This is a genomic window from Peribacillus sp. NPDC101481, assembly GCF_044767165.1.
In the GTDB taxonomy this organism is placed as follows: Bacteria; Bacillota; Bacilli; order Bacillales; family DSM-1321; genus Peribacillus.
In genome coordinates, this window is the sequence record NZ_JBIWNJ010000002.1 from 224,497 (window position 1) to 249,008 (window position 24,512).

Genomic DNA, 24,512 nt, shown 5'->3' on the forward strand with positions numbered 1-24,512 from the left:
TTAAAAAATGAGTAAAGATTCTGAAAATATAAAATTCGGTTTTTTTTTATAATTTACATTAAGCCCGATGTACTCATAGCTGAAAGTTACTTGGAGAAACAAAGGCAGGTTGAAAAGGGAGGAAATAGAATGAGAAAAAGTATGATTGGGTTGCTTTTTGCTTCTTTATTAGGCATCTCATCCGTTTTATCAGGCTGTGCAACAGAAGAAACCGGCAGTAAGGAAACAGTAGAAAAAGCGAAGGAAGGAGGAACGCTGATCGTCGCGCGATTATCTGATGCGACCACCCTTGACCCTCATTTCATAACAGACATTCCATCTGCAAACGTCGTTTATGAAAAGGTTTATCAAACATTGGTCGTTCCTGACAAAAACATGAACCCTAAACCGCTGCTCGCAAAAGAGTGGAAACAACTGGATGATGTCACTTGGGAGTTTAAATTGCAGGAGGGAGTCAAATTCCATGATGGAGCTCCATTCAATGCCGAAGCGGTGAAAACCAATTTCGACAGGGTACTGGATCCGGCAACAGCTTCTCCGCAGGCTGGTAAATTGGAAATGATCAAAGAAATTAAAGTCGTTGACGAAACGACTGTACAATTCAAGCTGAAATATCCTTATGCTCCGCTGTTATCGATTTTAGTGAGTAATGAAGGAAGCATCATCAGCCCTAAAGCGATTAAGGAAAATAGTGACAAACTGGCTCAAAACCCCGTTGGGACAGGGCCATTCGTTTTTAAATCGTGGAAGCCTGGTGAAGAAATCGCACTTTCGAAAAACAAGGACTATTGGGGGGATAAGCCTAAGATCGATGGGGTGGTATTCAAGGTTGTCCCTGAAGATGCCACGAGGATTGCAATGATAGAAACGGGTGAAGCACATGTGACCGATCAAGTGCCAGTGACGGAGATTGATAGAATCGAAGCGTCAGGCACGATGGATTTATATCGCACGGAGGGACTTGCAGTTGAATACTTAAGCTTCAATGTTAAGAAAAAACCCTTTGATGATGTACGGGTCCGTAAGGCGGTCGCACATGCCATCGAGGTTGATTCCATTATCAAAGGGGTTTATAACGACGTCGGTACGAGGGCGAATTCAACAATGAGCCCGAAGGTGTTTGGTTATGATCCGGATATAAAAGGCTACGACTATGATATTAATGAATCGAAGAAGCTCTTGACTGAAGCGGGGGTCAAGGATGGTTTGGAGTTTACATTGACGACGAGTGATCGTAAGGAAAGGATCAATATGGCCGAGGTGATTCAATCCCAGTTAAAAGGAATTGGAATTAAGGTCAAGATTCAAGTCCTTGAGTACGGGGCTTACATTGATGCGACAGCCAAAGGTGAGCACCAGGTAGCGATAGGCGGCTGGGGCAATGCTACCGGGGATGGAGATTATAATCAATACAATCTTTTCAATAGCAAATCCCAAGGTGCTGCGGGAAATAGTTCATTCTATAGCAATCCGGAAGTTGATAAATTGATTGAAAGTGCACGTAAAGAATCGGATGGAGATAAACGTAAGGAACTATATTCCAAGGCTCAGGCAATTGAAAGGGAAGAAGTTCCATATGTTCCTATCCGTAACTATGAACACTTGGCCGTATATGGCGGGACGGTTAAAGGACTTTGGCTGAATCCGGCAAATTATTTAATGCTTGATGACGTAACCGTGAAGTAGGAATTCATCACAAAAGGAAGGCAGCATAAGGAAGTTATGCTGCCTTCTCAATTAGGAGGGGAAAATATGATAGATTTACTGCTAATCCATGGGACCGTGATAACCATGGATCAAAACAGGAGAATTCTGCAAGATGGCGCCATTGCCATACATCAAGGAAGGATTTTAGCCGTAGATTCAACGGAAAAACTGAAATTGAAGTATGAGGCAGTTAAAGTCATGGATTGCAGCCATCAGTGCATATTGCCTGGATTGATAGATGTTCATGGTCATGGGGGGCATTCCATGTTCAAAACGATTGCAATGGAGAATATTGATTTTTGGATGCCGATCATGACGAATGCGTATAAGCATTTTGTTACGGATGACTTTTGGTATTACGAAGGAAAGCTATCCTCGCTTGAGAGATTAAAGGCGGGCGTGACAACTGGGGTTAGCGTGTTGGGATCCATGCCGCGGTCCGATGAACCGATTTTCGCCATCAATCATGCAAAAGCATACGCCGAAGTGGGAATCAGGGATGTGGTATGCACGGGTCCTTGCAACCCTCCATGGCCCCATTCATTCAGCCGGTGGATCGAAGGAAAGCGAGTGGTAAGGGAAGTTTCCTATGAAGAAGTGTTACAGGGGGCGGAAGCTGTAATCGAGGCGCTGAACCATGCGAATGAAGACCGCACGAGAGCCTTCATTACACCATTTGTCATCGTTACATCAGTGGATCCCTCGAATCCCACCTCACCGGACAGGCTTTATGGGCTGACTGATCATGACCTTTATCAAGCGAAGAAAATAAGGGAGATTGCCAGGAAATATAAAACACGCATTCACTCAGATGCCTTTGGCGGGATGATTCATTTAGCGATACAGGATAAGGAAAATGCCCTATTGGGTCCAGATGTCCATTTACAGCATTGTCGGGGCATTTCCTTCGATGAGGCAAGAATACTGGCTGAAACAGGTACCAACGTCAGTGCATCACCTGGTTTTGGCCAGGTTCATGCCCGTACCCCGATAACCGAATTATTGGAGATGGGGACAACTGTGGCAATCTCCACGGATGGGACTTCCCCTTCCACAAGCTTTGATATGTTTCAGGCAATGAGGAAAACACAGTTTGTTCACCAGGCAGCGCTTAGGGACTACTATTATTTACCTCCAGGCAAGCTACTGGAAATGATCACGATAGATGCTGCGAAATGCATTGGCTGGGATGATGAAATAGGCTCCCTTGAGATCGGGAAAAAAGCGGATGTCATTACGGTCAATCTGCATCAGCCTCATCTGACCCCTGAATTCATGCATGTTCACCGGCTTGTATTTCAAGCAGTGGCGAATGATGTGGAGCATGTCATCGTGGATGGCAAATTGATCATGGAAGGAAGGAAAGTACGGACGGTCCATGAAAGTACAGTGCTTGATGAAGCAAATGAGGAGGCCTTTTCAACGATAAAGCGTGCCGGGCTCGAAAAGTATATGCAGCCGACGAAATACTTCTGGGGGCATGCCAGGGCCTATGTAGATGAAAAGCGATATGACGAACGCGAAGACGCTGCCGTGATGGTGAAAGGGGAATAAGATGAAAACCAAGCTTAAAGGAAGATATGTAATTGGATATGATGGATACGATCATGTCATTTTGGAAAACGCAGAAATTGTTTATGAAAAAGACACGATTCTGTATGTCGGAAAAAATTATCCTGAAGAAGTGGACAAGGTAATGGATGCCGGTAACGCCATTATCAGTCCCGGGTTCATAGATTTAAATGCATTAGGGGACATTGACCATGATATTTTACATTTTGAGGCCGGTGCCGACAGACAGAAAAACCTTCTTTGGTCAGAGAATTATATAAAAAGCGGACATCCTGAATTAATGACCGAGGAAGAAGAAGCTTTTAAATCTCTATATGCTTATTCACAACTCATTCTTCATGGCGTGACGACGGCGATGCCCATCACTTCCGTTTTTTATAAAAGCTGGGCTGAAACCTATAATGAATTGGCAGCTGCGGCAGAACATGCCGCTGGATTGGGATTAAGGATTTACCTTGGTCCGAGTTTCCAATCAGGAATGAGAGTCATCCAGCCTGACGGGAAAATTAAACTGCATTGGGATGAAAAAGCCGGTGAAGCAGGGTTACGGAAAGCGGTCGAGTTTGTGGGGAAATTCGATGGAGCCTATGAAGGCATGGTCAGGAGTATGCTTGCTCCAGAACGTATAGAGTCTCAAACGGCAGAGCAATTAAAACAGATTAAATATTACAGCGAAAAATTGGAAGTACCCATAAAGCTTCATGCTGCACAAGGAAGTTTTGAATTCAACACCATATGGGAAGCCCATCAGGTTACACCGATCAGATATTTATACGACCTTGGCTTTCTCGGTCCAAGAACAGGGATCCCGCACTCCCACTTTGTATCAGGATATAGTAAAGCGAAATATGGCCAGGGCGATGACTTGAAGCTGCTTGCTGAAACGAATACAACGGTGATTCATTGCCCGCTGATCATCGGTAGGCATGGGGAAGGGTTGGAATCTTTCGCTAAATATAAACGGGCTGGGATCAATATAGCCCTTGGAACGGACACATTCCCTCCGGATATGTTCCAGAACGTTAGGACAGGCAGCATGCTCTCACGGCTGGCGGAAGGAGAAACGGAAGGCTCTGTATATGCCGATTTCTTTCGGTCAGCCACACTTGATGCGGCCGCTTTTCTTGGCAGGAACGATCTAGGACGCATCGCAGTTGGGGCCAAGGCGGATATCATCGCGATTGACTTGGACGGTTTCCATATGGGAGTAATCGATGATCCGATTCGAACCATGTTCTTAAGCGGGTCTGGGAGGGACGTTAAATTATCGATCATCAATGGAAAGGTGGTCATGAAGGATCAAATAATCCCCGAACTTGATTTAACGGAAATCAAATATAAGGGGCAGCAATATTTTAAAAAGATGAGAAAAGGATATATGGAAAGGGATTATCAGGAGCTTCCCGAGAAAGAATTGTTTAAGCCATCATTCAAGGTCGTGGAATCGATAAGCGATCCAGAAGCCATTTATGAAAACAAGTAAAGAAAATGAAAAACATAGTAAAGATATTCGAAATGAATAGTCAGAATATTTCCTATAATTAGATAAGTATTCAAAAAATGAAATTGGGAGGTCGAAGTCTATGGGGTTAAAACGTGGGACAGGAAAGTTTTTTCTAGTCATGATCATGGCCATCATCATTACAGGCTGTTCTTCTAACAATGACGTAAGCACAACAGCAAGTGATCCGAACAAAGCATCAAACGAAGGGGGTACATTGGTTATTGCCCGCTTATCCGACGCCGAGAATTTGGATCAGCAGTTCATGTCCACGATTAACGCCGCTAGCGTCACTCACCATAAAATCTATGAAGGTCTTGTACAACGGGATGAGAATAGTGAGATACAGCCAATGCTAGCAGAAAAATGGAAGCAAATAAATGACACGACCTGGGAATTCAAGCTTAGGGAAGATGTAAAGTTTCATGATGGCACACCATTTAATGCAGATGCGGTAAAAAAGACGTTTGATCGACTATTGAATCCGTTGGTCGCTTCTCCCAGAGCGGTAGTATTCGATATGGTAAAAGAGGTGAAACCGGTTGATGAATTTACCGTGCAATTCATTTTGAAGGAACCTTTTTCCCCTCTCCTTTCCATATTGGCGAATCATGAAGGCGGAATCATCAGTCCGAAAACGATTGAAAAGTATGGCAAAAAGATTATCCAGGAACCGAATGGAACAGGTCCTTTCGTTTTTGATTCATGGTCCCCGGGCCAGGAAATCATATTGAAGAAAAACGACAGCTATTGGGGAGATGAGCCAAAAGTGGACAAGGTCCTATTCAAGGTCGTCCCGGAAGACTCCACGAGGATATCGATGATAGAAACCGGTGAAGCGCATATCGCAGAGCCTCTTCCTGTTGCTGTAATGGACCAGGTGGAATCTTCACCGGCAATGGACGTTTACCGCAGTGAAGGGTATGGAACCGAATATTTAGGGTTCAATGTCAATAATGAACCGTTCAATGATGTAAAGGTACGTAAAGCTATTGCTCATGCCATTGAAATGGACTCGATCATCAAGGGTGTCTTTAATAATGTGGGAGTAAAGGCGAACTCCTTGATGGGCTCTAAAGTATTCGGGTACAACGAAGATCTCGAAGCCTATGATTACAACCTGAAGGAAGCAAAGAAACTGATGGCCGAAGCTGGATATTCTGAGGGACTGGATGCAACCATCCTGACAATGGACAGTAAAGAAAGAGTTAACTTGGCCGAGGTCCTGCAATCCCAACTGAAGGGTATCGGCATTAATTTGAAGGTACAGGTGATGGAGTACGGTTCGTTCGTGGAACAAGTGAATAAAGGGCAATCGGAAATGTTCATCATCAGTTGGAGAAACGCGACCGGCGATGCTGATTATAATCAATATAATCTATTTCATACCGATTCACAGGGAGCGGCAGGCAATACATTCTTTTACAGCAATCAAAAGGTTGATCGTTTAATAGATGCCGCGAGGAAGGAAAAAGAAGAAGAGAAGCGCAAAGAACTATACGCAGAGGCACAGGAAATCGAGATGGGTGACACCCCGTATATTCCTGTAAGGGTCATAGAAAATGTTGCTGCAGTCGCGAAAGATGTAAAAGGATTTTCAATCAGCCCTTCAGGCTATCTGGAGATAAATGACGTAACGATAAAGTGATGCGCAGATAAGAACAAAGGGTTCATCCATTTTAGGGTGAGCCTTTCATTTTGTAAACGAATGGGGTTCGGAAAACGATATTTAATCAAATGATGTTCCCGAACCAATTGACCCAAAGCATTTTCATTTCCTCAGATAAGGTTACGATCTAAATGTTCTAACAAAGTTGATTGGAACGGGTGTGCGAGACTCCTGCGGGAAAAGCACGACCCCACAGGCGCAAACGCCGAGGAGGCTCCCGGACCGCCCGCGGAAAGCGAGTGCCTTACGATTCAATCAACGTCTACAAAAAAAGGGAGCGGCTTTCTAAATCAATTGAACTTATTAAATAAAATACTGCAGGCAAACTGAGTTTTCATAGAGTTGTCTCCAATCTGAAAGAGTTCATCCATTTTAGGGAGCCTTTTCTTTGGCACAATAAGTAAAAATAACATAAAAACGAGTAAAAATTCTGAAATTATTTGCTGATCTTTAAAACTATAATGAAAGTGATGCATGTTCAATCTGAAATGGAAGGGTGAGTTTAATGTCTCAATCGTATTGGTTGACGAATGTACGCTTGGAAAATGGTTTTACTTATAATGAAAATGAAACGATCACCGGCACTGAAACCGGTCATTACCACATCAAGATTGAAAATGGAAAAATATCCTCCATTTTATTGGCGAAGGAATCGATAACGGATCAGGACCCGCAGCATGATGTTCATGGTCTCCTGATGGTCCCCTCGTTTAAGGAAATGCATATCCACATAGATAAAACCTACTATGGCGGTCCGTGGAAGGCTTGCATGCCTGCCATTAATGGCGTGAAAACCCGGATAGAGGAAGAGCAGGTTTTACTGCCAGAATTATTGCCTACCGCTAAAGTAAGGGCAGAGAAAATGCTGGATTTATTATTGGACTTCGGATCTACCCATATACGCACACATTGCAACATTGACCCCGTTATAGGACTGAAAAACTTAGAGGCGACCATTCAGGCACTGGAAGGATATAGTGATAAATTGACGTATGAAATCGTCGCATTTCCGCAGCATGGACTATTACGCAGCAATTCCGCTGGTTTAGTAAGGGAGGCCATGAGGAATGGGGCAAATCTGGTAGGAGGCGTGGATCCAGCCACCATTGATGAAAACATAGAGCGGTCACTTGAAACGATCATGGATATCGCGGTTGAATACAATTCCGATATCGATGTCCATTTACATGATCCGGATCACCTTGGTCTCTTCACCATGCAACGCCTAGCTTCACTTACGGAAGACGCAGGCTGGCAAGGAAGGGTAACGGTTAGCCACGCCAGCGGTTTGGCAGATCTTTCAGTCCCGGAGGCAACGGGCATCGCCGAAAGATTTTCGGAAACAGGCATATCGATTACATCCACAGTGCCCATCTTCAGAACGATCCCCATCCCCCTGCTTCATGAAAAAGGGGTGAAAGTCGAATTGGGTAATGATAGCATCACTGATCATTGGACACCCTTTGGCATCGGGGACAATCTGGAAAAGGCCGGTCGCCTTGCAGAGAGGTTCCGCATGATTGAAGAACGTTCCTTAGCGCAAAGCCTGCAATTCATAACAGGTGGGAAGACCCCATTAAACCAAGACGGGGTCAAGACATGGCCTAATGTCGGGGATGAGGCAAATATCGTTTTGCTTGAAGCAAGCTGTTCAGCGGAAGCGGTGGCTAGAAGGGCAAAGCGTGCCGCTGTCATCTTCAGGGGCAATGTTGTTAGCGGATCTATTTCATCTTTTGAGACGACAGGTGTTTAATCTTCTATTAAAGAGAGTGATTTGATGAATGAAGCATACTGGCTTACAAACGTTACGCTTGATAGTGGATTTGTTTTTGAGAATGAACGAATTGATCGGACGAAGACAGCTACATACAACATGTATATACAAAATGGGGTCATAAAGGATTTGCAATTGGCTTCAACTATGCCTTTGAAAACGGATGGTCCTGTTCACGACGCGGGAAAGCTGCTTGCACTTCCTCCTTTTAAAGAGATGCATAACCATCTTGACAAGACTTATTTAGGACTGCCATGGAAATCATGCACTCCGGTTCCGAACTTAATCGAACGCTTAAAATTAGAAGCAAAAGAGCTTGCTGAACTGGCTGAAACCGGGCGGCTCCGGGCTGAACGGATGCTTCAACTATTGTTAAGCGGCGGGGCAACGCATGTAAGGACGCATGTTAACATCGATCCATACATCGGTATGAAGAACTTGGAAGAAATTCAAAAGGCGCTAAGTAGTTTCAGTGGGAAAATGACATACGAGATCGTGGCTTTCCCGCAGCATGGACTGCTAAGAACGAATTCAAAAGGGCTGATGAGACAGGCGATGAAAGAAGGGGCGTCATTAGTGGGCGGCCTGGATCCTGGCGGAGTGGATAATAATATAGAAGCTTCCCTATATGAAATGGTTGATCTGGCCGTTGAATTTGATGCAGATATTGATATTCATATACATGATCCCGGTCATCTTGGTTTATATACGATCAAGAAACTGGCTTCTTTGATCGATGAAGCAGGGTGGAAAAACAGAGCGGCCATCAGTCATGCTTTCGCACTTGGTGATGTTTCAATCGGAGAATCAAATGAACTGGCCGGTGAATTATCAAACCTGGGGATAGCCGTCATGTCTACGGTTCCGATTAACCGGGTCATTCCCCCGATTGATTCACTGCATGAAAAAGGTGTCCATGTTGCTCTCGGATGCGATGGCTTTTATGACTCCTGGTCACCATTCGGTACCGGAGATATGCTGGAAAAGGCCGGCCGATTGGCCGAGAGGTATAACTGGAAGGACGAGTATGCATTGTCCCAATCGCTTCAATTCATTACGGGCGGGGTCAAGACACTGGACCATGAAGGTAATCGTTTATGGCCGAATGTGGGAAATGACGCAAGTATGGTTTTTGTGGATGCATCATGTGCTGCCGAGGCAGTTGCCAGGAGATCGACGCGTGCTGCCGTTATGGTCGATGGAAATGTGGTTTTTGGCGGACTCGATCGCGAATTTGCCTTGAAGAAGAATTGAAGGTCTATATCAAGAAGGGATGAAGATCATGAATACAATCTATTGGTTAAAGAATGTTCGTTTGGAATGTGGCTACCGAAAAGAGAATGGTAGAGTTACAGGAACGATGACCGGGCTATTTCATCTGTTGATCGAGGATGGGAGAATCACGAAGATTGTCAAAGATGGAGAAGCCATACGTGATGATTTACCAGTGGAAGATGCAAAAGGATTGCTGGCGTTACCATCCTTCATTGAAAAGCATGTTCATCTTGATAAAACACTGATGGGGGATGTTTGGAGGGCGTGCACTCCTTCTTCAAGTGTCATTGAACGCTTTGAAAATGAGAAGAGGGTGCTGCCTTCCATTGCAACAAGCACATGTAAACGTGCAGAATCATTACTGGAAATCCTTTTAGCTTCTGGATCTGCACATATCCGTACTCACGTTGATATCTATCCGGAAGTGGGCTTGCAAAACTTAGAGCAAGTACAACAGGCGCTTACTGGCTATTCCAATAGACTCAGTTCGGAAATAGTCGCATTTGCCCAGCACGGATTGTTGCGGTCCGGTTCTGTCAAGCTTGTCAGGGAGGCATTGCGAAACGGAGCAGGAATCGTCGGGGCGGTGGATCCAGCGACAGTCGATAACAATATTGAAGCATCGCTGGTTCAATTGATGGATTTAGCAGTGGAAGCGAACGCTGATGTGGATTTGCATTTACATGATCCAGGCCATCTGGGCACGTTCACCATGAAACGTTTGGCAGCTCTGACAAAGCAAGCGGGCTGGGAAGGCAGGGTGGCATTAAGCCATGCTTTCGGTATCGGGGACGTATCCAGGGAAGAAGCCTATGAACTGGCTGACGTTCTGAGGGATGCGGGGATTTCCATCGTCACCAGTGTCCCTATTAACAGGCAGATGCCCCCTGTCGATTTATTACAAGAAAGAGGGGTTGAAGTATCGGTAGGAAATGATAATATCTTTGATGTATGGTCACCTCTTGGGAATGGTGACATCCTAGAGAGAGCAGGGAGGCTCGCAGAACGTTTCAAATGGATTGATGAAGTCTCACTTTCCCGAACACTCGGGTATATAACTGGGGGAAAAACCCCATTGGATGAAAAGGGTAACAAGGTCTGGCCGAAGGCGGGGGATGCTGCAAGTCTTGTGTTGATTGACGCAAGCTGTTCGGCAGAGGCAGTTGCCAGGCGTTCTGAACGTAAAGCGGTCATTTACAAGGGGAACTTAGTTGCCGGTTCACTATATAAACAAAAGCAGTCAATTTAACGGTAGTACTAAACGAAAAAGGAATTCTGGATACTTCCGGATTTCCTTTTTCGTTTTGGGTATGGAACGGCTTCCATGTACTTTTACTTACTTATGTTATATGCTGAGGAAGTGTTTTTTTTGCTCTCATTTCATTACTGTTATACCCCAATTTATTTAAAACGGTCTCGCTTCTGATTGCCCATTTGCCTTGCAACAGTAGTCAAGCCAACAAATTAGCAGGGAGACTCAGTCTTTGTTACTATTAATGGTAACGTTATCATCTTGCATACGATCTGCAAAGATCATATGCCATAAAACATCTGTCCAGCAATGGCAGCGACCCTCGGGGGACCGCGTTTACTATCATGATGTTGCCCTATCGCCTTTGAAGGGAAGGGCAATTGAAATTCACCATGAGCTTTAAAAAGTATCATGTTCAAAGGAGATGGAATCTATGAAAAGTTGGAGATCTTCTGTGACTCTATTTTCTTCTTTTCAATGGTTGTTTTTTATTTTTGCAAATACGGTAGTAGTGCCCATATCTATTGGCGCAGCTTTTGATCTTCCTCCCAATGTCACGGAAATGACCATGAGAAGCTCGCTCATTTTCACCGGGATCGCTTGCGTGTTTCAGGGGTGGAAGGGGCATAAGTATCCACTTATGGAAGGTCACTCCGGTCTATTGTGGGGAGTGATGTTGAATTTAGGACTATCTGCACCATCCATAGGGCTAGGTTATGCCGAGATAGGAGGGGGAATTGCTACTGGACTCATTGCCGCTGGTGTCGTGACTGTCATTATTTCTGCCTTCAACCTTATTTCTTATGTCCAGAAGATTTTCACTCCCATGGTCATGACGGTTTATTTATTCCTTCTGACGTTCCAGCTCATTTTTGTCTTTTTTAAGGGGATGCTGGGGATAACGGAGAATGGGGAAATCAACATCCCGGTCAGTTTCCTATCAGTGGGGATTGTACTTTTAGTAAGTATACTAAAGATAAAAGGTCCAAGGACCATAAGCAATTTCTCGATATTGATCGGAATTATGGTGGGATGGATTTTTTACGAGCTGTTATTTCCGGAGGCCGGGGGAGAAATAGGCTCGACGGGTGCCGCTTTTTCATTTTTCCCATTAGGTGCTCCAAACCTGGAATTCGGGATCATAGCGATTTCCTTTTTCGCAGGATTACTGAATTTGTGCAACACGTTCGCTTCGATTCAGGCTGCATCGGAATTAATCGGCGATGAAGCTGAACACAAGCAGTATCGAAATTCTTTATTCATGACTGGCGGCTTTACCATTTTCGCTCCGGTGCTTGGTCTTGTTCCGTATACACCTTTTACTTCATCCATCGGATTTTTGCAGAGCACTCAAATCTATGAGCGGAGGCCCTTCTTACTTGGAGGCATGTTATTGACCATAATTGGGCTCATTCCTCCTTTCATCTCTTTCCTGGCCACCATGCCGATAACAGTCGGGAATGCAGTATTGTTCGTTGCTTATCTACAGCTGTTCGGTACGGCTTTCAACAGCGTCAAGGGTCAGCATTTCACCTCAGATACGATTTTCAGGCTTGCCGTGCCGGTATTGATTGGAGTAAGTTTGATGAACATCCTTCCTAATGCATTTTCGAACGTTCCCGCGCTTCTACAGCCCTTTTTGACCAATGGGCTCATAATGGGCGTATTAATATCAATCGTGCTGGAAAAATCGGTAAACTGGAATCGATATGAACAACTGCAGAACTAATTGGAAAGAGTGATGTGTGGAATTCTTATTAAGCACAAGAGGTAACTTCCTATTAAAGATTCTATACAGCTTTCTTATATTTTAAAAGACATGGAGAAACGCCTGATTGGATACGGCAGTACATAAGTGATTCTCCCATCAACAAGGGTGGGGCAATCTTTATAATAAGGATTTTTTCATTGTAAATGACGAAGAAAAAAGGTACTTGTAAGGCAATTAATATGAAAACCAGAAGGGTGTTGGGGCCTTCTGGTTTTTTTGATTGTGTTTAAGGTTTAACAATTTTATAGCATAAACTTGTTCGGTTTGAGACATCAAACTTTCTATAAAGATTTTGCAAATGTCTTTTTACTGTATTAACACTAATAAATAGTTCGCTGGCAATGGTGATATTGGTATGGCCTTTTAGAACCAGTTGTAATATTTCTGCTTCTTTTGATGTTAAATCTGGTTGTCTGAGATCTTGAGAACTAGCCAGAATCTTATTTTTCAAAGGATTAATGTTTTCTTTGGGAACGCTTACAGAAGGATAAGGGAAATCACTTGTTTTTTGCGATAAGAACCTAGAAATAACCTCTAAACACATAATATCGGATGTACTAAAAGGCTTCTCCTTTTTGGATCTAACGAAGTTCAGAACACCTTTAATGCTGTTTCTATCATATAAAAAAACACCCACATCATAATAAAATCCATATTTAAACATGAAATCATTGTAGTATACACTTTTTTCATATAATTCAGGCGGAAGTAAATCAAGGTTTTTTATAACAGTTTGTTTACTTGCTTTTAGCCTATTATATTTTGGGGCTAGCAAATCTAATTGATAAAAGTTATTAAGATAATCATCCATAACATATTTATCTATATTTAACGTAATAGGTTCGATCAAGTCATTATTATCATCACATAACCAAAAAACAGATTGGCAGTAACCAAATAAATTTTCAAAGGTCTGTAGTACTTTTTCACGGAAATTTACATTAGAAAAAGTAATTTCATCCATAAAAGATAAAATTTTTTTATAGCTGGGGTTAGACATATCCTTCATAGGCTTTCCTCCAAGTTAACTTTTTTTGATTATATAACATTTTAAAATAAAATGAATTACTTTTTGATATAAAATGACCCATTTGGGTAATAGTAAATTTTTTGATTTTTCTGGATAATATAAAATACTAACATGTAATAGTTCATAAATTAAAAGACTTTTTAAAATTAACCTAAGGAGATGAAAGGAACGGAAGTGTGTGAGGTAGGAAAATAAACATCTCCTTATCAAAACCGAATAAGTGGATGCATAGTACACTTCTGAGTTATTGAATTAAGGGTAATTGAAGGAGAGTAATGTTTATTTATATAACGTTTTTGTAACGGTTGTTGAATTTTTAGGTATATTTATGTGATTTTTAGAGTTACTAATTACTCTATCTCTTTAAAAAAATCAATAAAATAATGGAAGAGGTATGCTTTCATGGACAATTCAGAAATTGAAACGCTAACTCGTGCTGAAATAGAAGCACTGTAAATGAGCAGATTTCAGACTACATTATGACATATCTATCTGAATATAGAGTTTATCGAATGAAGTTTAAAGAGCTAAGGATTACTCCTGATGACATTCAATTTTAATGGATGCCATTTACCAAAAAACAAGACTTAAGAGTTCATTATCCATGTTGAAAAATCATAATAATGTAGTCGCTTTCAACTCTGTGTGTAAACAAAGTTAGGGGCTTTTAGCTTATTCAAGATACGCATCACATAAGGAAACCTAGCTATTTTTTTCAAAATTGTATGGTTAGTAATTTCGATTTTTTATCAAAAAAATAAATAAGAGGTGGAGAAAATGAATAAATATCAACTATTTATCGATGGAAAATGGACAGATTCACTCTCAGGAGAAACATTTGAAACGATTAATCCTGGCACAGGAGAAGTTTATGCCCTTGTTTCACAAGGGGGCGAGGAAGATTTAAACCATGCAGTTAAAGCAGCTCGAAAAGCGTTCGAATCCGGACCATGGGCGACTATGTCTCCTAGTGACCGAGGTAGACTTCTGTATAAAGCAGCTCAGAAAATGCGGGAGAATTCAGACTTTTTAGCGGAAGTAGAATCAAAAGATAATGGTTTACCAATCAATGAAACCAAGCATATAGCGCTTCCTTCTACCATAGATGTACTGGAGTTCTATGCAGGACTTGCAAACAAGGTTCAGGGTGATACATTAGCATCACCTCATAATCGTTTCAACTACACACTAAAAGAACCATTAGGTGTAATTGGCGCCATTGTCCCTTGGAACTTTCCTTTAATGCTGACGATGTGGAAATTAGCTCCTGCTTTAGCTGCTGGAAATACAATTGTAATTAAGCCAGCAAAAGAAACATCAACAAGTATTTTAGAGCTGGCTAAACTGTTCCAAGAAGTCGGTATTCCTGATGGGGTGATTAATATTGTACCCGGTCCAGGTTCAACCGTGGGATCTGCTTTAGCTTCTCATCCAGACGTCGATAAAATTGCCTTTACGGGGTCAACGGACACGGGTCGCTTAATTATGCAAGCAGCTACAAAAAACTTGAAACCAGTTTCGTTAGAATTGGGAGGGAAATCACCTAACATTGTATTTGACGATGCCACTCTTGAAGATGCAGTTAATGGAGCGATGTTTGGCATTTACTTTGCACAAGGTCAAGTTTGTGCTTCTGGTTCTCGTTTATTTGTCCAAGAAAGTATTTATGATAAATTTATGGATCTTTTTGCTAGTAAAGTACAATCAATACGGGTAGGAAATCCCCTTGAAGCGACAACACAAATGGGTCCACAAGTTTCCGCACAACAGTTAAAGACGATTGAAAAGTATGTAGCGATTGGTCTTGAAGAAGGTGCGGAATTAGTGACGGGTGGCAAAAGAGGCAAGAAAAATGGATATTATTTCACACCTACCATCTTTGGAGATGTAACCAACGAAATGACAATTGCGCGTGAAGAGATATTTGGACCAGTCGTGTCGGTTATTCGCTTCAAAGATGAAGAGGATGCTCTACGACAAGCAAATGATACTATTTACGGTTTAGCTTCAGGGATATGGACCAATGACTTAAAAAGAGCTCATCGTATGGCGCGCGGTATCCAAGCAGGAACTGTCTATGTTAATACGTACAGTATGCTAGATAGTACAACTCCTTTTGGAGGAATGAAACAAAGTGGATTTGGTAGAGAATTAGGGGTACAAGCCATGGATATGTATACACACTCAAAGAGTGTATGGATTGATTTAAGTGAAAAAGGCTTAAATTGGTACGGTGGCTAAGACTATTATTTCTAATGAAAGTTAAAAATATAAAATGAAAGGAAACATTCTATGAAAACAATGCAAAGAACTTTCAAAGCAGCAATTATTGTAATGACTGCACTAACTTTCATATTCTCTCCTTATTCACTAATTCATAATAACAATGCTTCTGCTCATGGCGGTGAAGTGGAATTAATTAAGCTAGAATCAGCTTTAGAAGGTACTGGTGCAACTGTTAAATCTGATTTTTGGAGTTTTTTCACAAAAAAAATCACCATCGAAAAAGATGATACGGTCATAAAAATAATACCTGATTCTGATAAAGCGTATATTAATGGAAAAGCGATTACACTCGAATCAAACGTGATAGAAAAAGATGAGAAAATCTACGTAACTGATCATTTTGTGAATGAAGTTCTCCCTGAAATCAAGCAAACAGCTAAAATAAAAGAAGCTTATCATCCTTTAGATCCTTTAACTCCTAAAGAAATTAAAGCAGTGGTTAATGTAATCAAAGAGGCAGGGAAATATAAAGATACTCTTCGTTTTACAGAAATTACACTGAAGCTTCCCGAAAAAAAGAAAGTGTGGGAGTGGGAGTACGATAAAGAGAAAAAAGACAACGCATTTACAAGAAAAGCAGAGTTCATTGCATTGAATGGCAAACAAGTTATTGAGGGTGAAGTGAATATATCATCAAAAAAACTAGTTTCATGGAATGAAATGGACGGCGTTCAGGGCATGGTAATTATGGATGATTTTGCTACTGTCCAAGGAGCCATTGAAGCAAGTGAAGACTATGCAAAAGCGCTAAAAAAGCGGGGGATAGATGACCCTAAAAAGGTCGTTGCGACCCCTTTGACAGTAGGTTATTTCGATGGTGAAGATAAATTGGAGCATGATAAGCGTCTATTGAAAATAGTATCTTATTTGGATACAGGTGATGGGAATTTTTGGGCGCATCCAATTGAAAATTTGGTCGCAGTTGTAGATCTTGAAAAGAAAGCGGTTATTAAAGTAGAAGATGATGGTGTCATTCCAATCCCGATGCAATTAAACGCATATGATGGTAGAGATTATGAGAAGAAATCCGATGTAAAACCGCTTAATATTACCGAGCCAGAAGGCAAGAACTATGAAATAAAAGGAAATACGATTAGCTGGCAAAACTGGGATTTCCATTTGCGATTGGATACTCGGGTAGGACCTGTGTTATCAACCGTTACTTATGATGACCATGGGAAAAAAAGAAAAATTATGTATGAAGGATCACTCGGTGGGATGATAGTTCCTTACGGAGATCCTGACGTTGGCTGGTACTTCAAGTCCTATTTGGATGCTGGTGAATATGGAATGGGCACATTAACTGCACCGCTGGAACTTGGAGCGGACGTACCAGAAAACGCCGTGCTGCTAGATGCAACAATTGCAGATAACTCGGGCAATCCTTACGTTATTAAAAATGCCATTGCAGTATTTGAACAATATGCGGGGCCAGAATATAAACATGCCGACCTTGCGACATTTAAAGAAGAAAATCAAAGCCGTGAACGCCGTGAATTAGTGGTTCGCTGGGTTAGTACAATAGGAAACTATGATTATATCTTTGATTGGAAGTTATCACAAAATGGAATAATTAATATTGATGTAGGAGCATCCGGTATTGAAGCAGTAAAAGGTGTTAAATCAAAAACAATGCATGACAAAACTGCAAAAGAGGATACAAAATATGGTACTTTGCTTGATAATAATATTGTCGGAACCACTCACCAGCACATTTACAATTTCAGGCTTGACCTAGATGTTGATGGCGAAAGTAATTCCCTAATGGAAATTAATCCAAAGGTAGAAAAAAATCAAGAGGGCGGTCCACGCAAAAGTGTTATGGTAACAGAAGAAAAAACAGTAAAGACGGAGCAAGAGTCGATTCAAAAATTTGATTCTTCCACTATTCGACTGTTCAGTAATCTTAATAAGGAGAATAAGGTAGGAAATCCTGTTTCCTATCAAATCATCCCTTTTGCAGGAGGCACTCACCCGATTGCCAAAGGAGCCTTATTTAGTGATGATGACTGGCTTTTTAAGCGAGTTAACTTTATGGACAAGCAGTTGTGGGTCACAAATTATGACCCGGACGAGCGATATCCGGAAGGTAAATATCCGAACCGCAGCAAAACAGATACAGGATTAGGACAATATTCGGCAGACAATGGTTCCATTGACAATACAGATAATGTGGTATGGATGACCACAGGTGCAACTCATATAGCACGAGCTGAAGAATGGCCAATGATGCCAACAGAATGGGTACACGCCATGTTAAAACCGTGGAATTTCTTTGATCGTACTCCAACATTAGATTTACCAAAAGAAAATTCAAAGTGATTAAATAAAGTCCTTGTATAAGTTAGTGCAAGGGCTTTATTTTGGTTCGAAGCGAGATTGAATTTCATACATTATTGTTTGGAGTAGCATCGTAATTCATAGATGAAAAGGATATTGAGGTTCTATGTTTCTAACTAGCAAAGGACCCCTTTTCGAGTTGATAAGCTAAGCTCCTATAGGCTTGCCAACTTAGTTCCAGGTTCTTTCAGCTTTGTCTCGAAGTTTTTCATTTGTACTAAGCCACATAATTAATATAGTGATTATCCTGTTTCCGTCTTGAACCGTTTTAAGGAGATTCAAGGAAATTAGGCGCTTTAATCAGTGGCAATACCCACTCCCCTGACATAATTTGTTGGAGGGAATACTTGATGTGGTGTTAAATTCCCTGACCATTTCGTTCAGGTTTCCTGTTCTAAGCATTACCTTTAAAAAAAAACGGAGGTTATATAAAATGTATGAATTTCAAAATCAATTGCAAAATCTGAATGTAGATGATTTCCAGGTGACTCAGCCAGTTCCTTGGGATCAAAACCAGTACAATCTGGATGATTCGTCCCGACAATTCATTGGTGTGGGTGGCTGCTTCGGCTGTTTTGGCTGTTTCTTGTGCTTTGGTTGCTTTGGTTGTGGCGGTCGCTGCGGTCGTTGTGGTCGCTGTGGTGGATGCGGACGCTGCGGAGGTTGCGGCGGTCGTTGCGGTCGTTGCGCCGGTTAAGTATCCAGGTTTTCTAAAGGAAGTCCCTGCATGTGCAGGGACTTTTCTTTATAGCATGAGACATAAGGGACAAATTGTCGTACATAGGATTAAAGTGAAGTGCTAATAGCAGTACTTAGAATGCTTCGGGTTAGGAGGAGCGGAATGGTGAATTTGACCCCTTCTATGCGTTTAAAAGTGAAAAGGGATACGTTTTTTCTTCCGGAACCAAACAGAGGTGTGTATTTCAGGAATAACATAAGTTCATTCCGTATGGAGGGCAGCTCGATCGTTCAATGGATTGAAAAGTTATTACCGATGTTCAATGGGAACCATACATTAAGCGAGTTGACGGATGGATTGCCTGGCCCATACCGGAACCGGGTGATGGAAATTGCCGAGGTTTTGTATGGTAATGGGTTTGTTCGGGATGTAAGTCAGGACAGTCCCCATCAATTAAGGGAACAAGTTCTTGAAAGGTATGCTTCGCAAATCGAGTTCCTGGAAAGTTGCGGCGATTCCGGGGCTTACCGTTTTGAAACTTATCGAAAGAAAAAGGCGTTGGCTATAGGCTCTGGTCCATTGTTCCTTTCATTGGTGTCCTCACTGATTGAATCTGGATTGTCCACATTCCATATCTTCATTACGGACACGGTACCGACCAATAGAAAGAGATTGAATGAAATCGTGGCACATGCACGTAAGACGGACGACGAGGTTGTGATAGAGGAGGTCGTGCTTGAAAAGGGAACAGAGATTGAATGGCGGGAGATCGTGCAGCCCTTTGACTCGATATTATATGTGTCACAGGAGGGTGATATAGAGGAATTAAGAGAACTTCATTCGGTTTGCAGGCAAGAGGAAAAGACCCTGTTTCCTGCAATGATCATCAATCAAGTAGGCATGGCTGGTCCGCTTGTCCATCCAGATTCAAATGGTTGTTGGGAGTCAGCCTGGCATCGTTTACATCAAGCTGAACTGGAAAAGAATCAGACATCATCTTCTTTTTCCGCCACAGCCGGAGCGATGTTAGCCAATATAATGGTATTCGAATGGTTTAAAGACGCTACAGGAGTTATGAAAGCAGAACAAGCCAATCAATTTTATCTGTTGGATATGGATACATTGGAGGGAAAGTGGCATCCGTTCATTCCCCACCCGGGGGTGACGGGAAAAGGGACTGCTGCATGGATTGAAGATTTTGAACGGCGGCTTGAACAGAATTTGGACCCGGTTGAACCGGGGAAGGTATTTATGTATTTCAGCCGGTTGACATCCTCGGAATCCGGTATCTTTCATCGTTGGGATGAGGGGGATTTAAAACAGCTGCCGCTGGCTCAATGCCGCGTTCAGGCTGTTGATCCGCTGTCGTCCGGTCCGGCAGAACTCCTGCCCGAAATCATCCGTTCAGATTTGACGCATGAGGAAGCGAGGAGGGAATGCGGTCTTGCAGGAGTTGAAGCATATGTATCCAGAACACTCAGCCAACTTGTTGCGACTCTTCCTCCGATTCGGGGAGCAGACGAAATAAAGGAATCGATCGGTGTCGGAGCAGGGGAAACATTTGCTGAATGTGTTTGCCGTGGACTGCAAAGCAGTTTGGATACAGAGTTTTTAAATAAGCGGTTCAACCAAGAGAAACTTGTGACAGTGCAATTGGCTCAAGTGGAAGATGAGCGCTGCAGGTATTATCTACAAGCGTTGACCCGGCTGCAGGGAGATCCGATCATCGCCTTGGGTGAGGGAGTGTCAGGCTTCCCGGTAGTTTGGGCAGGAACGAGCGATGGCTGGTCCGGCGCTGTCGGTTTGAATGTTACGATCGCATTACGGAACGCATTGCAAAAGGCCGTCATGAAAGTCCAAAACCAGACCGTTTGCTTAACAGCTCCAGGTTTAGTGGCATCGCCTGTTCTTGAAGAAGAAAAGGTCGATCTTGTGATTCCTTCATGCGGGGTGAAAGGGAATCTCGAATTGGTACAGTCCGCCATTCAAGTCTTGAAGAAGAACAGTAAGCGAATCCACGTTTTCGAAATAGATCTGGAACCTTTCTTGAAGGAAGAAATTGCAGGTGTGTTTGGGGTGTTTTTGCGAGAGGAGGAATCAGGGTGAAAACTGACGTATTGGTTGTCGGGGAAGGAGTGTTGGCCGACCATGTTCATGGGGACCTGTCCGGCCAATATCAGGTAAATCGCCATACCGATTTCGAGGCAGGAATCCCGCAAACGACGGCAATGGTCCTTCTGCTGCAAGACGCTTGGAATCCCGCTGACCATGTAAAGGCGGAAGAGGTGATAGGGAAAGCGGGCATTCCATGGCTGCGGGGGTTTGTATCATTTGGAGAGGGAGTGATAGGTCCGCTGGTGCGCCCGGGTGTTCCTGGCTGCTCACAGTGCGCGGACCAAAGGTATCTCATGGCTGGGCGTGATCGAAAGGAAATGTGGGGAATCCGCCAACAGCTGCAGGAAAATGGGGGGATAGAGCGTGATCCGGCGGCATCCCGCACAGGCCTTTTACAGATGGCCCACTTGATTTGTGCAGAGGTAAGGAAGGTGATGAAAGGAGAACGCGCCCGGTCGGAAGGGCATGTATCATTAATCAGCCTGAAAACGCTGAATGGTTCGTGGCACTCTTTTTTACCTGACCCATTGTGTCAGGTTTGCTCAACATTACCTGATGACTCGAAGGAGCGTGCAAGGATTTCGTTGAAGCCAAGTCCAAAAATCAGTCCCGAAAGTTACCGTACCCGTTCGATGGAGGAGCTGAATGAAGTTCTGGCCAAGGATTACTTGGACCACCGAACAGGATTCTTGAATAATAAAATGATAGACCTTGTACCGCCATTTGCCGATGTAAGTGTTAATTTGCCTTTGTTCATAGGAGATGAGGGATCGGCGGGCCGGACTCTATCATATGAGGTCAGTGAGATGACTGCCATATTGGAGGGACTGGAAAGGTATTGCGGAATGGAGCCCCGCGGCAAACGGACAGTCATTCATGACAGCTACAACAACCTGAAAGATTTTGCGCTCGATCCCATCAGGATAGGGGTACATTCGAAGGAAAATTATGCACAGAGGGATTTCCCGTTTCAACCGTTTAATCCTGACCGCTCGATAGATTGGGTGTGGGGCCACTCATTTTTGCAAGAGCGGCCAATCTTGGTCCCGGAATTGCTTTCCTATTACAGCTTGGGCTGCGGTCATGGATTTGTCTATGAAACTTCCAATGGATGTGCTCTAGGGGGAAGTTTGGAGGAGGCCATTTTCTACGGCATCATGGAAGTGGTCGAACGTGATTCGTTCCTGCTGACCTGGTATGCGCAGCTGCCCCTCACACGGCTTGATCCTTATTCAGCAAAAGACAAAGAACTGGAGCTGATGATTGACAGGGCAAGGGCGGCAGCGGGATATGATATCCATTTATTTAACTCAACGATGGAACATGGTATACCGAGCGTATGGGCGCTGGCAAAAAACAGGAAACAAAAAGGGTTGAATATTATTTGTGCGGCAGGGGCCCATCTGGATCCGGTCCGGGCGGTGAAAAGCGCGGTCTTCGAGCTGGCTGGCATGATGCTGACCCTTGACGATAAATTGGAAGAGAATCAGGATGAGGTTGAGAAAATGCTGCATGATTCCTCACTGGTACGGAAAATGGATGATCATGGCATGCTGTACGGTTTACCGCAAGCCGAAGAGCGATTGCAGTTTCTGCTGGATGATGACCGCTCGATGCGAACTTTCGCTGAAGAATACGGGGAAAAGGTCAATCATCCGGACTTGACGGAAGATTTGCAGGAAATCCTTCAGGAGTTTCGCCGCTTGAAACTCGAGGTGATTGTGGTGGATCAAACGACACCGGAAATTGCACGAAATGGACTACATTGCGTGAAAGTGATGATCCCGGGGATGCTGCCGATGACATTCGGCCATCATCTTACCCGCATAACGGGGCTTGAGAGAATACTGAGGGTTCCGATGGAACTTGGATATGCAAAACGGCCGCTTGAATTCGAACAGCTCAATCCGCATCCGCATCCATTTCCATAAGCGGTGACTTAGGAGGTTGGAGGATGAGTCTAGAGGCATTTTTGCAAAATTTGCATTTTGATATCGAAAAGGCAAGTCCGCCGGATTGGGAAGTGGATTGGGAAGATGCACCGCTAACGTATAAGCTTTACCGTGACTTGCCTGTTTTTCCACTCTCACTGGAGGTACCGCTGACGCTCGAGGGGGGAAGCGGGCCTTCACGGCAGGACCTTGAAGGAATCGGTCATTTCCTCTGGTACGCATATGGCCTGACCCAAGTCAGCCAGGTCCCGAGATCTTCGGAATCTGAGGACCTCATGCAGTCATTCCGGCGTTTTCCGCCATCAGGGGGAGCTTTGTATCCAAGTGAATTGTACGTATACTTGAAGATGGAGGGATTACCTGCTGGCGTATACCATTATGATGCAGCACACCACCGGTTGGTTTTGCTGCGGGAAGGGAATTTTGATTCCTATTTAACAAAGGCTCTTGGTGATTCCTTTGATATGTCAGCATCCTTTGGCACGGTTTTCGTATCGACGATGTTTTGGAAAAACTTCTACAAATATAATAACTTTTCATACCGTCTGCAAGGTCTGGATGCGGGCGTGCTTCTTGGACAGTTGCTCGAAGTGGCGAAACGGTTTGGAATCGCCGCCGGAGTGTGCTTCCAATTTCTTGATCGGGCCATCAATCATCTGCTTGGGCTTTCGGAAGAGGAAGAGAGCACGTATGCGGTGATCCCCTTATCGGCAGAACCTTCTTTTAGATTTAGAGAAGAAAGGAGTATGGACAGAAATGTCACCTCGACGGAATTATTGCTGGAATTGACGGATATCCAGCCTGAACACTATGTTCGGTCGCAGAGGATCAGGGAATTTCCGATGCTAACCAAAATGAATGAAGCATCCATGATGGCATCCACTCAATCATTCCGGCGGGTCAATCCAAAGAATGGGACGGAATTCGAAGGGAAAATTGTAGCCCTTCCTATCGTGAAGCGGTTGTCCTATGACTTGGCATCAGTTTGCCGGAAGCGATTTTCACCTGAAATGGACTTTGTACTCGGGAAAGTCAGTCAATCGCAGCTGGCCGCTCTCCTGCAGGAGGCAACCGCTTCGTTCTCCTATCGAAATGACTTGGATGGAACAAACGAGAACAACGAAAATCGCGTTTCCCTCTATGCTTGTTTATATAATGTGGAAGACATACAAGATGGTGCATACCATTATGACAGCACGACCCATTCATTACGACAGATACAACCAGGAGATCATCGGCTCCTATTGCAATACGGAATGTCCCTCGATATCATGAATTTTCAGCAAGTGCCGATCTGCATACATGTAGTTGGTGAGCGGGACCAATCCAAAACGCAACTTGGATATAGAGGATACCGCATCCAGCAAATGGAGGCGGGGATGCTCGTTCAGAAGCTACTGCTAGCGTCATCAGCCCTCGGAATGAACGGGCACCCGCTGCTCGGCTTTGATGTGAATATGTGTGATGAACTTTATAAGATAGACGGACCGCAAAGGAAAACGAGCCTGATCCAAATCCCGATCGGACACTATCTGAATCGCCCTTGGCTAAAGGGGAGTCTGCATAGTTGAAGAAGATGAAACGAAAGC

Annotated in this window: 15 protein-coding genes; 14 read left to right on the forward strand and 1 reads right to left on the reverse strand. The window is 43.5% G+C overall.

All coding sequences use genetic code 11. From position 1 onward, the window contains the following. Positions 1-129: 129 nt before the first annotated feature. The 8 genes from ACIROD_RS11105 to ACIROD_RS11140 all read left to right on the forward strand — a co-directional run bounded on the left by ACIROD_RS11105 (position 130) and on the right by ACIROD_RS11140 (position 12,479). Positions 130-1,686: a glutathione ABC transporter substrate-binding protein gene (locus tag ACIROD_RS11105; protein WP_101224402.1), complete on the forward strand. Its 1,557-nt coding sequence runs from the start codon at positions 130-132 to the stop codon at positions 1,684-1,686. A gap of 66 nt (positions 1,687-1,752) precedes the next feature. Beyond that, the gene (locus ACIROD_RS11110) at positions 1,753-3,261 is read left to right on the forward strand and encodes an amidohydrolase family protein (RefSeq protein WP_402940709.1); all 1,509 of its coding nucleotides are present in this window, start codon (positions 1,753-1,755) and stop codon (positions 3,259-3,261) included. A 1-nt stretch (position 3,262) separates the two neighbouring features. After that, positions 3,263-4,762 carry a chlorohydrolase family protein gene (locus ACIROD_RS11115; RefSeq protein ID WP_402940712.1) on the forward strand — a complete coding sequence of 500 codons (1,500 nt, stop codon included), beginning with the start codon at positions 3,263-3,265 and terminating at the stop codon, positions 4,760-4,762. Positions 4,763-4,862: 100 nt separating this feature from the next. Next, complete coding sequence (locus ACIROD_RS11120; protein WP_402940714.1) at positions 4,863-6,428, forward strand: glutathione ABC transporter substrate-binding protein; 1,566 nt, start codon at positions 4,863-4,865, stop codon at positions 6,426-6,428. A 526-nt stretch (positions 6,429-6,954) separates the two neighbouring features. Continuing rightward, positions 6,955-8,202: an amidohydrolase family protein gene (locus ACIROD_RS11125; RefSeq protein ID WP_230177120.1), complete on the forward strand. Its 1,248-nt coding sequence runs from the start codon at positions 6,955-6,957 to the stop codon at positions 8,200-8,202. Between the two features lie 24 nt (positions 8,203-8,226). Then, a complete protein-coding gene (locus ACIROD_RS11130) occupies positions 8,227-9,477 on the forward strand; it encodes an amidohydrolase family protein (RefSeq protein ID WP_230177122.1) in 1,251 nt (416 codons plus the stop codon). A 28-nt stretch (positions 9,478-9,505) separates the two neighbouring features. Beyond that, positions 9,506-10,747, forward strand: coding sequence for an amidohydrolase (locus tag ACIROD_RS11135; protein ID WP_402940720.1), 1,242 nt, complete (start codon positions 9,506-9,508; stop codon positions 10,745-10,747). Positions 10,748-11,183: 436 nt separating this feature from the next. Beyond that, complete coding sequence (locus tag ACIROD_RS11140; RefSeq protein WP_402940723.1) at positions 11,184-12,479, forward strand: uracil/xanthine transporter; 1,296 nt, start codon at positions 11,184-11,186, stop codon at positions 12,477-12,479. 268 nt (positions 12,480-12,747) lie between these two features. Here ACIROD_RS11140 and ACIROD_RS11145 read toward each other — a convergent pair whose 3' ends face one another. After that, positions 12,748-13,530 (reverse strand): response regulator transcription factor, encoded by a 783-nt coding sequence (locus ACIROD_RS11145; RefSeq protein ID WP_402940726.1) that lies wholly within the window; start codon positions 13,528-13,530, stop codon positions 12,748-12,750. Positions 13,531-14,328: 798 nt separating this feature from the next. On the opposite strand from ACIROD_RS11145, the gene ACIROD_RS11150 reads away from it, so the two are divergent. The 6 genes from ACIROD_RS11150 to ACIROD_RS11175 all read left to right on the forward strand — a co-directional run bounded on the left by ACIROD_RS11150 (position 14,329) and on the right by ACIROD_RS11175 (position 24,494). Next, the gene (locus ACIROD_RS11150) at positions 14,329-15,792 is read left to right on the forward strand and encodes an aldehyde dehydrogenase family protein (RefSeq protein ID WP_402940729.1); all 1,464 of its coding nucleotides are present in this window, start codon (positions 14,329-14,331) and stop codon (positions 15,790-15,792) included. A gap of 51 nt (positions 15,793-15,843) precedes the next feature. Then, a complete protein-coding gene (locus ACIROD_RS11155) occupies positions 15,844-18,159 on the forward strand; it encodes a copper amine oxidase (protein ID WP_402940731.1) in 2,316 nt (771 codons plus the stop codon). A 451-nt stretch (positions 18,160-18,610) separates the two neighbouring features. Beyond that, the gene (locus ACIROD_RS11160; protein ID WP_402940734.1) at positions 18,611-18,874 is read left to right on the forward strand and encodes a heterocycloanthracin/sonorensin family bacteriocin; all 264 of its coding nucleotides are present in this window, start codon (positions 18,611-18,613) and stop codon (positions 18,872-18,874) included. Positions 18,875-19,018: 144 nt separating this feature from the next. Further along, a complete protein-coding gene (locus ACIROD_RS11165; RefSeq protein ID WP_402940737.1) occupies positions 19,019-20,962 on the forward strand; it encodes a putative thiazole-containing bacteriocin maturation protein in 1,944 nt (647 codons plus the stop codon). After that, positions 20,959-22,902 carry a TOMM precursor leader peptide-binding protein gene (locus ACIROD_RS11170; RefSeq protein ID WP_402940740.1) on the forward strand — a complete coding sequence of 648 codons (1,944 nt, stop codon included), beginning with the start codon at positions 20,959-20,961 and terminating at the stop codon, positions 22,900-22,902. The genes ACIROD_RS11165 and ACIROD_RS11170 overlap by 4 nt, the downstream gene beginning before the upstream one ends. A 23-nt stretch (positions 22,903-22,925) precedes the next feature. Then, positions 22,926-24,494, forward strand: a complete 1,569-nt coding sequence (locus ACIROD_RS11175; RefSeq protein WP_402940742.1) for a SagB family peptide dehydrogenase — start codon at positions 22,926-22,928, stop codon at positions 24,492-24,494. Positions 24,495-24,512: the final 18 nt, after the last annotated feature.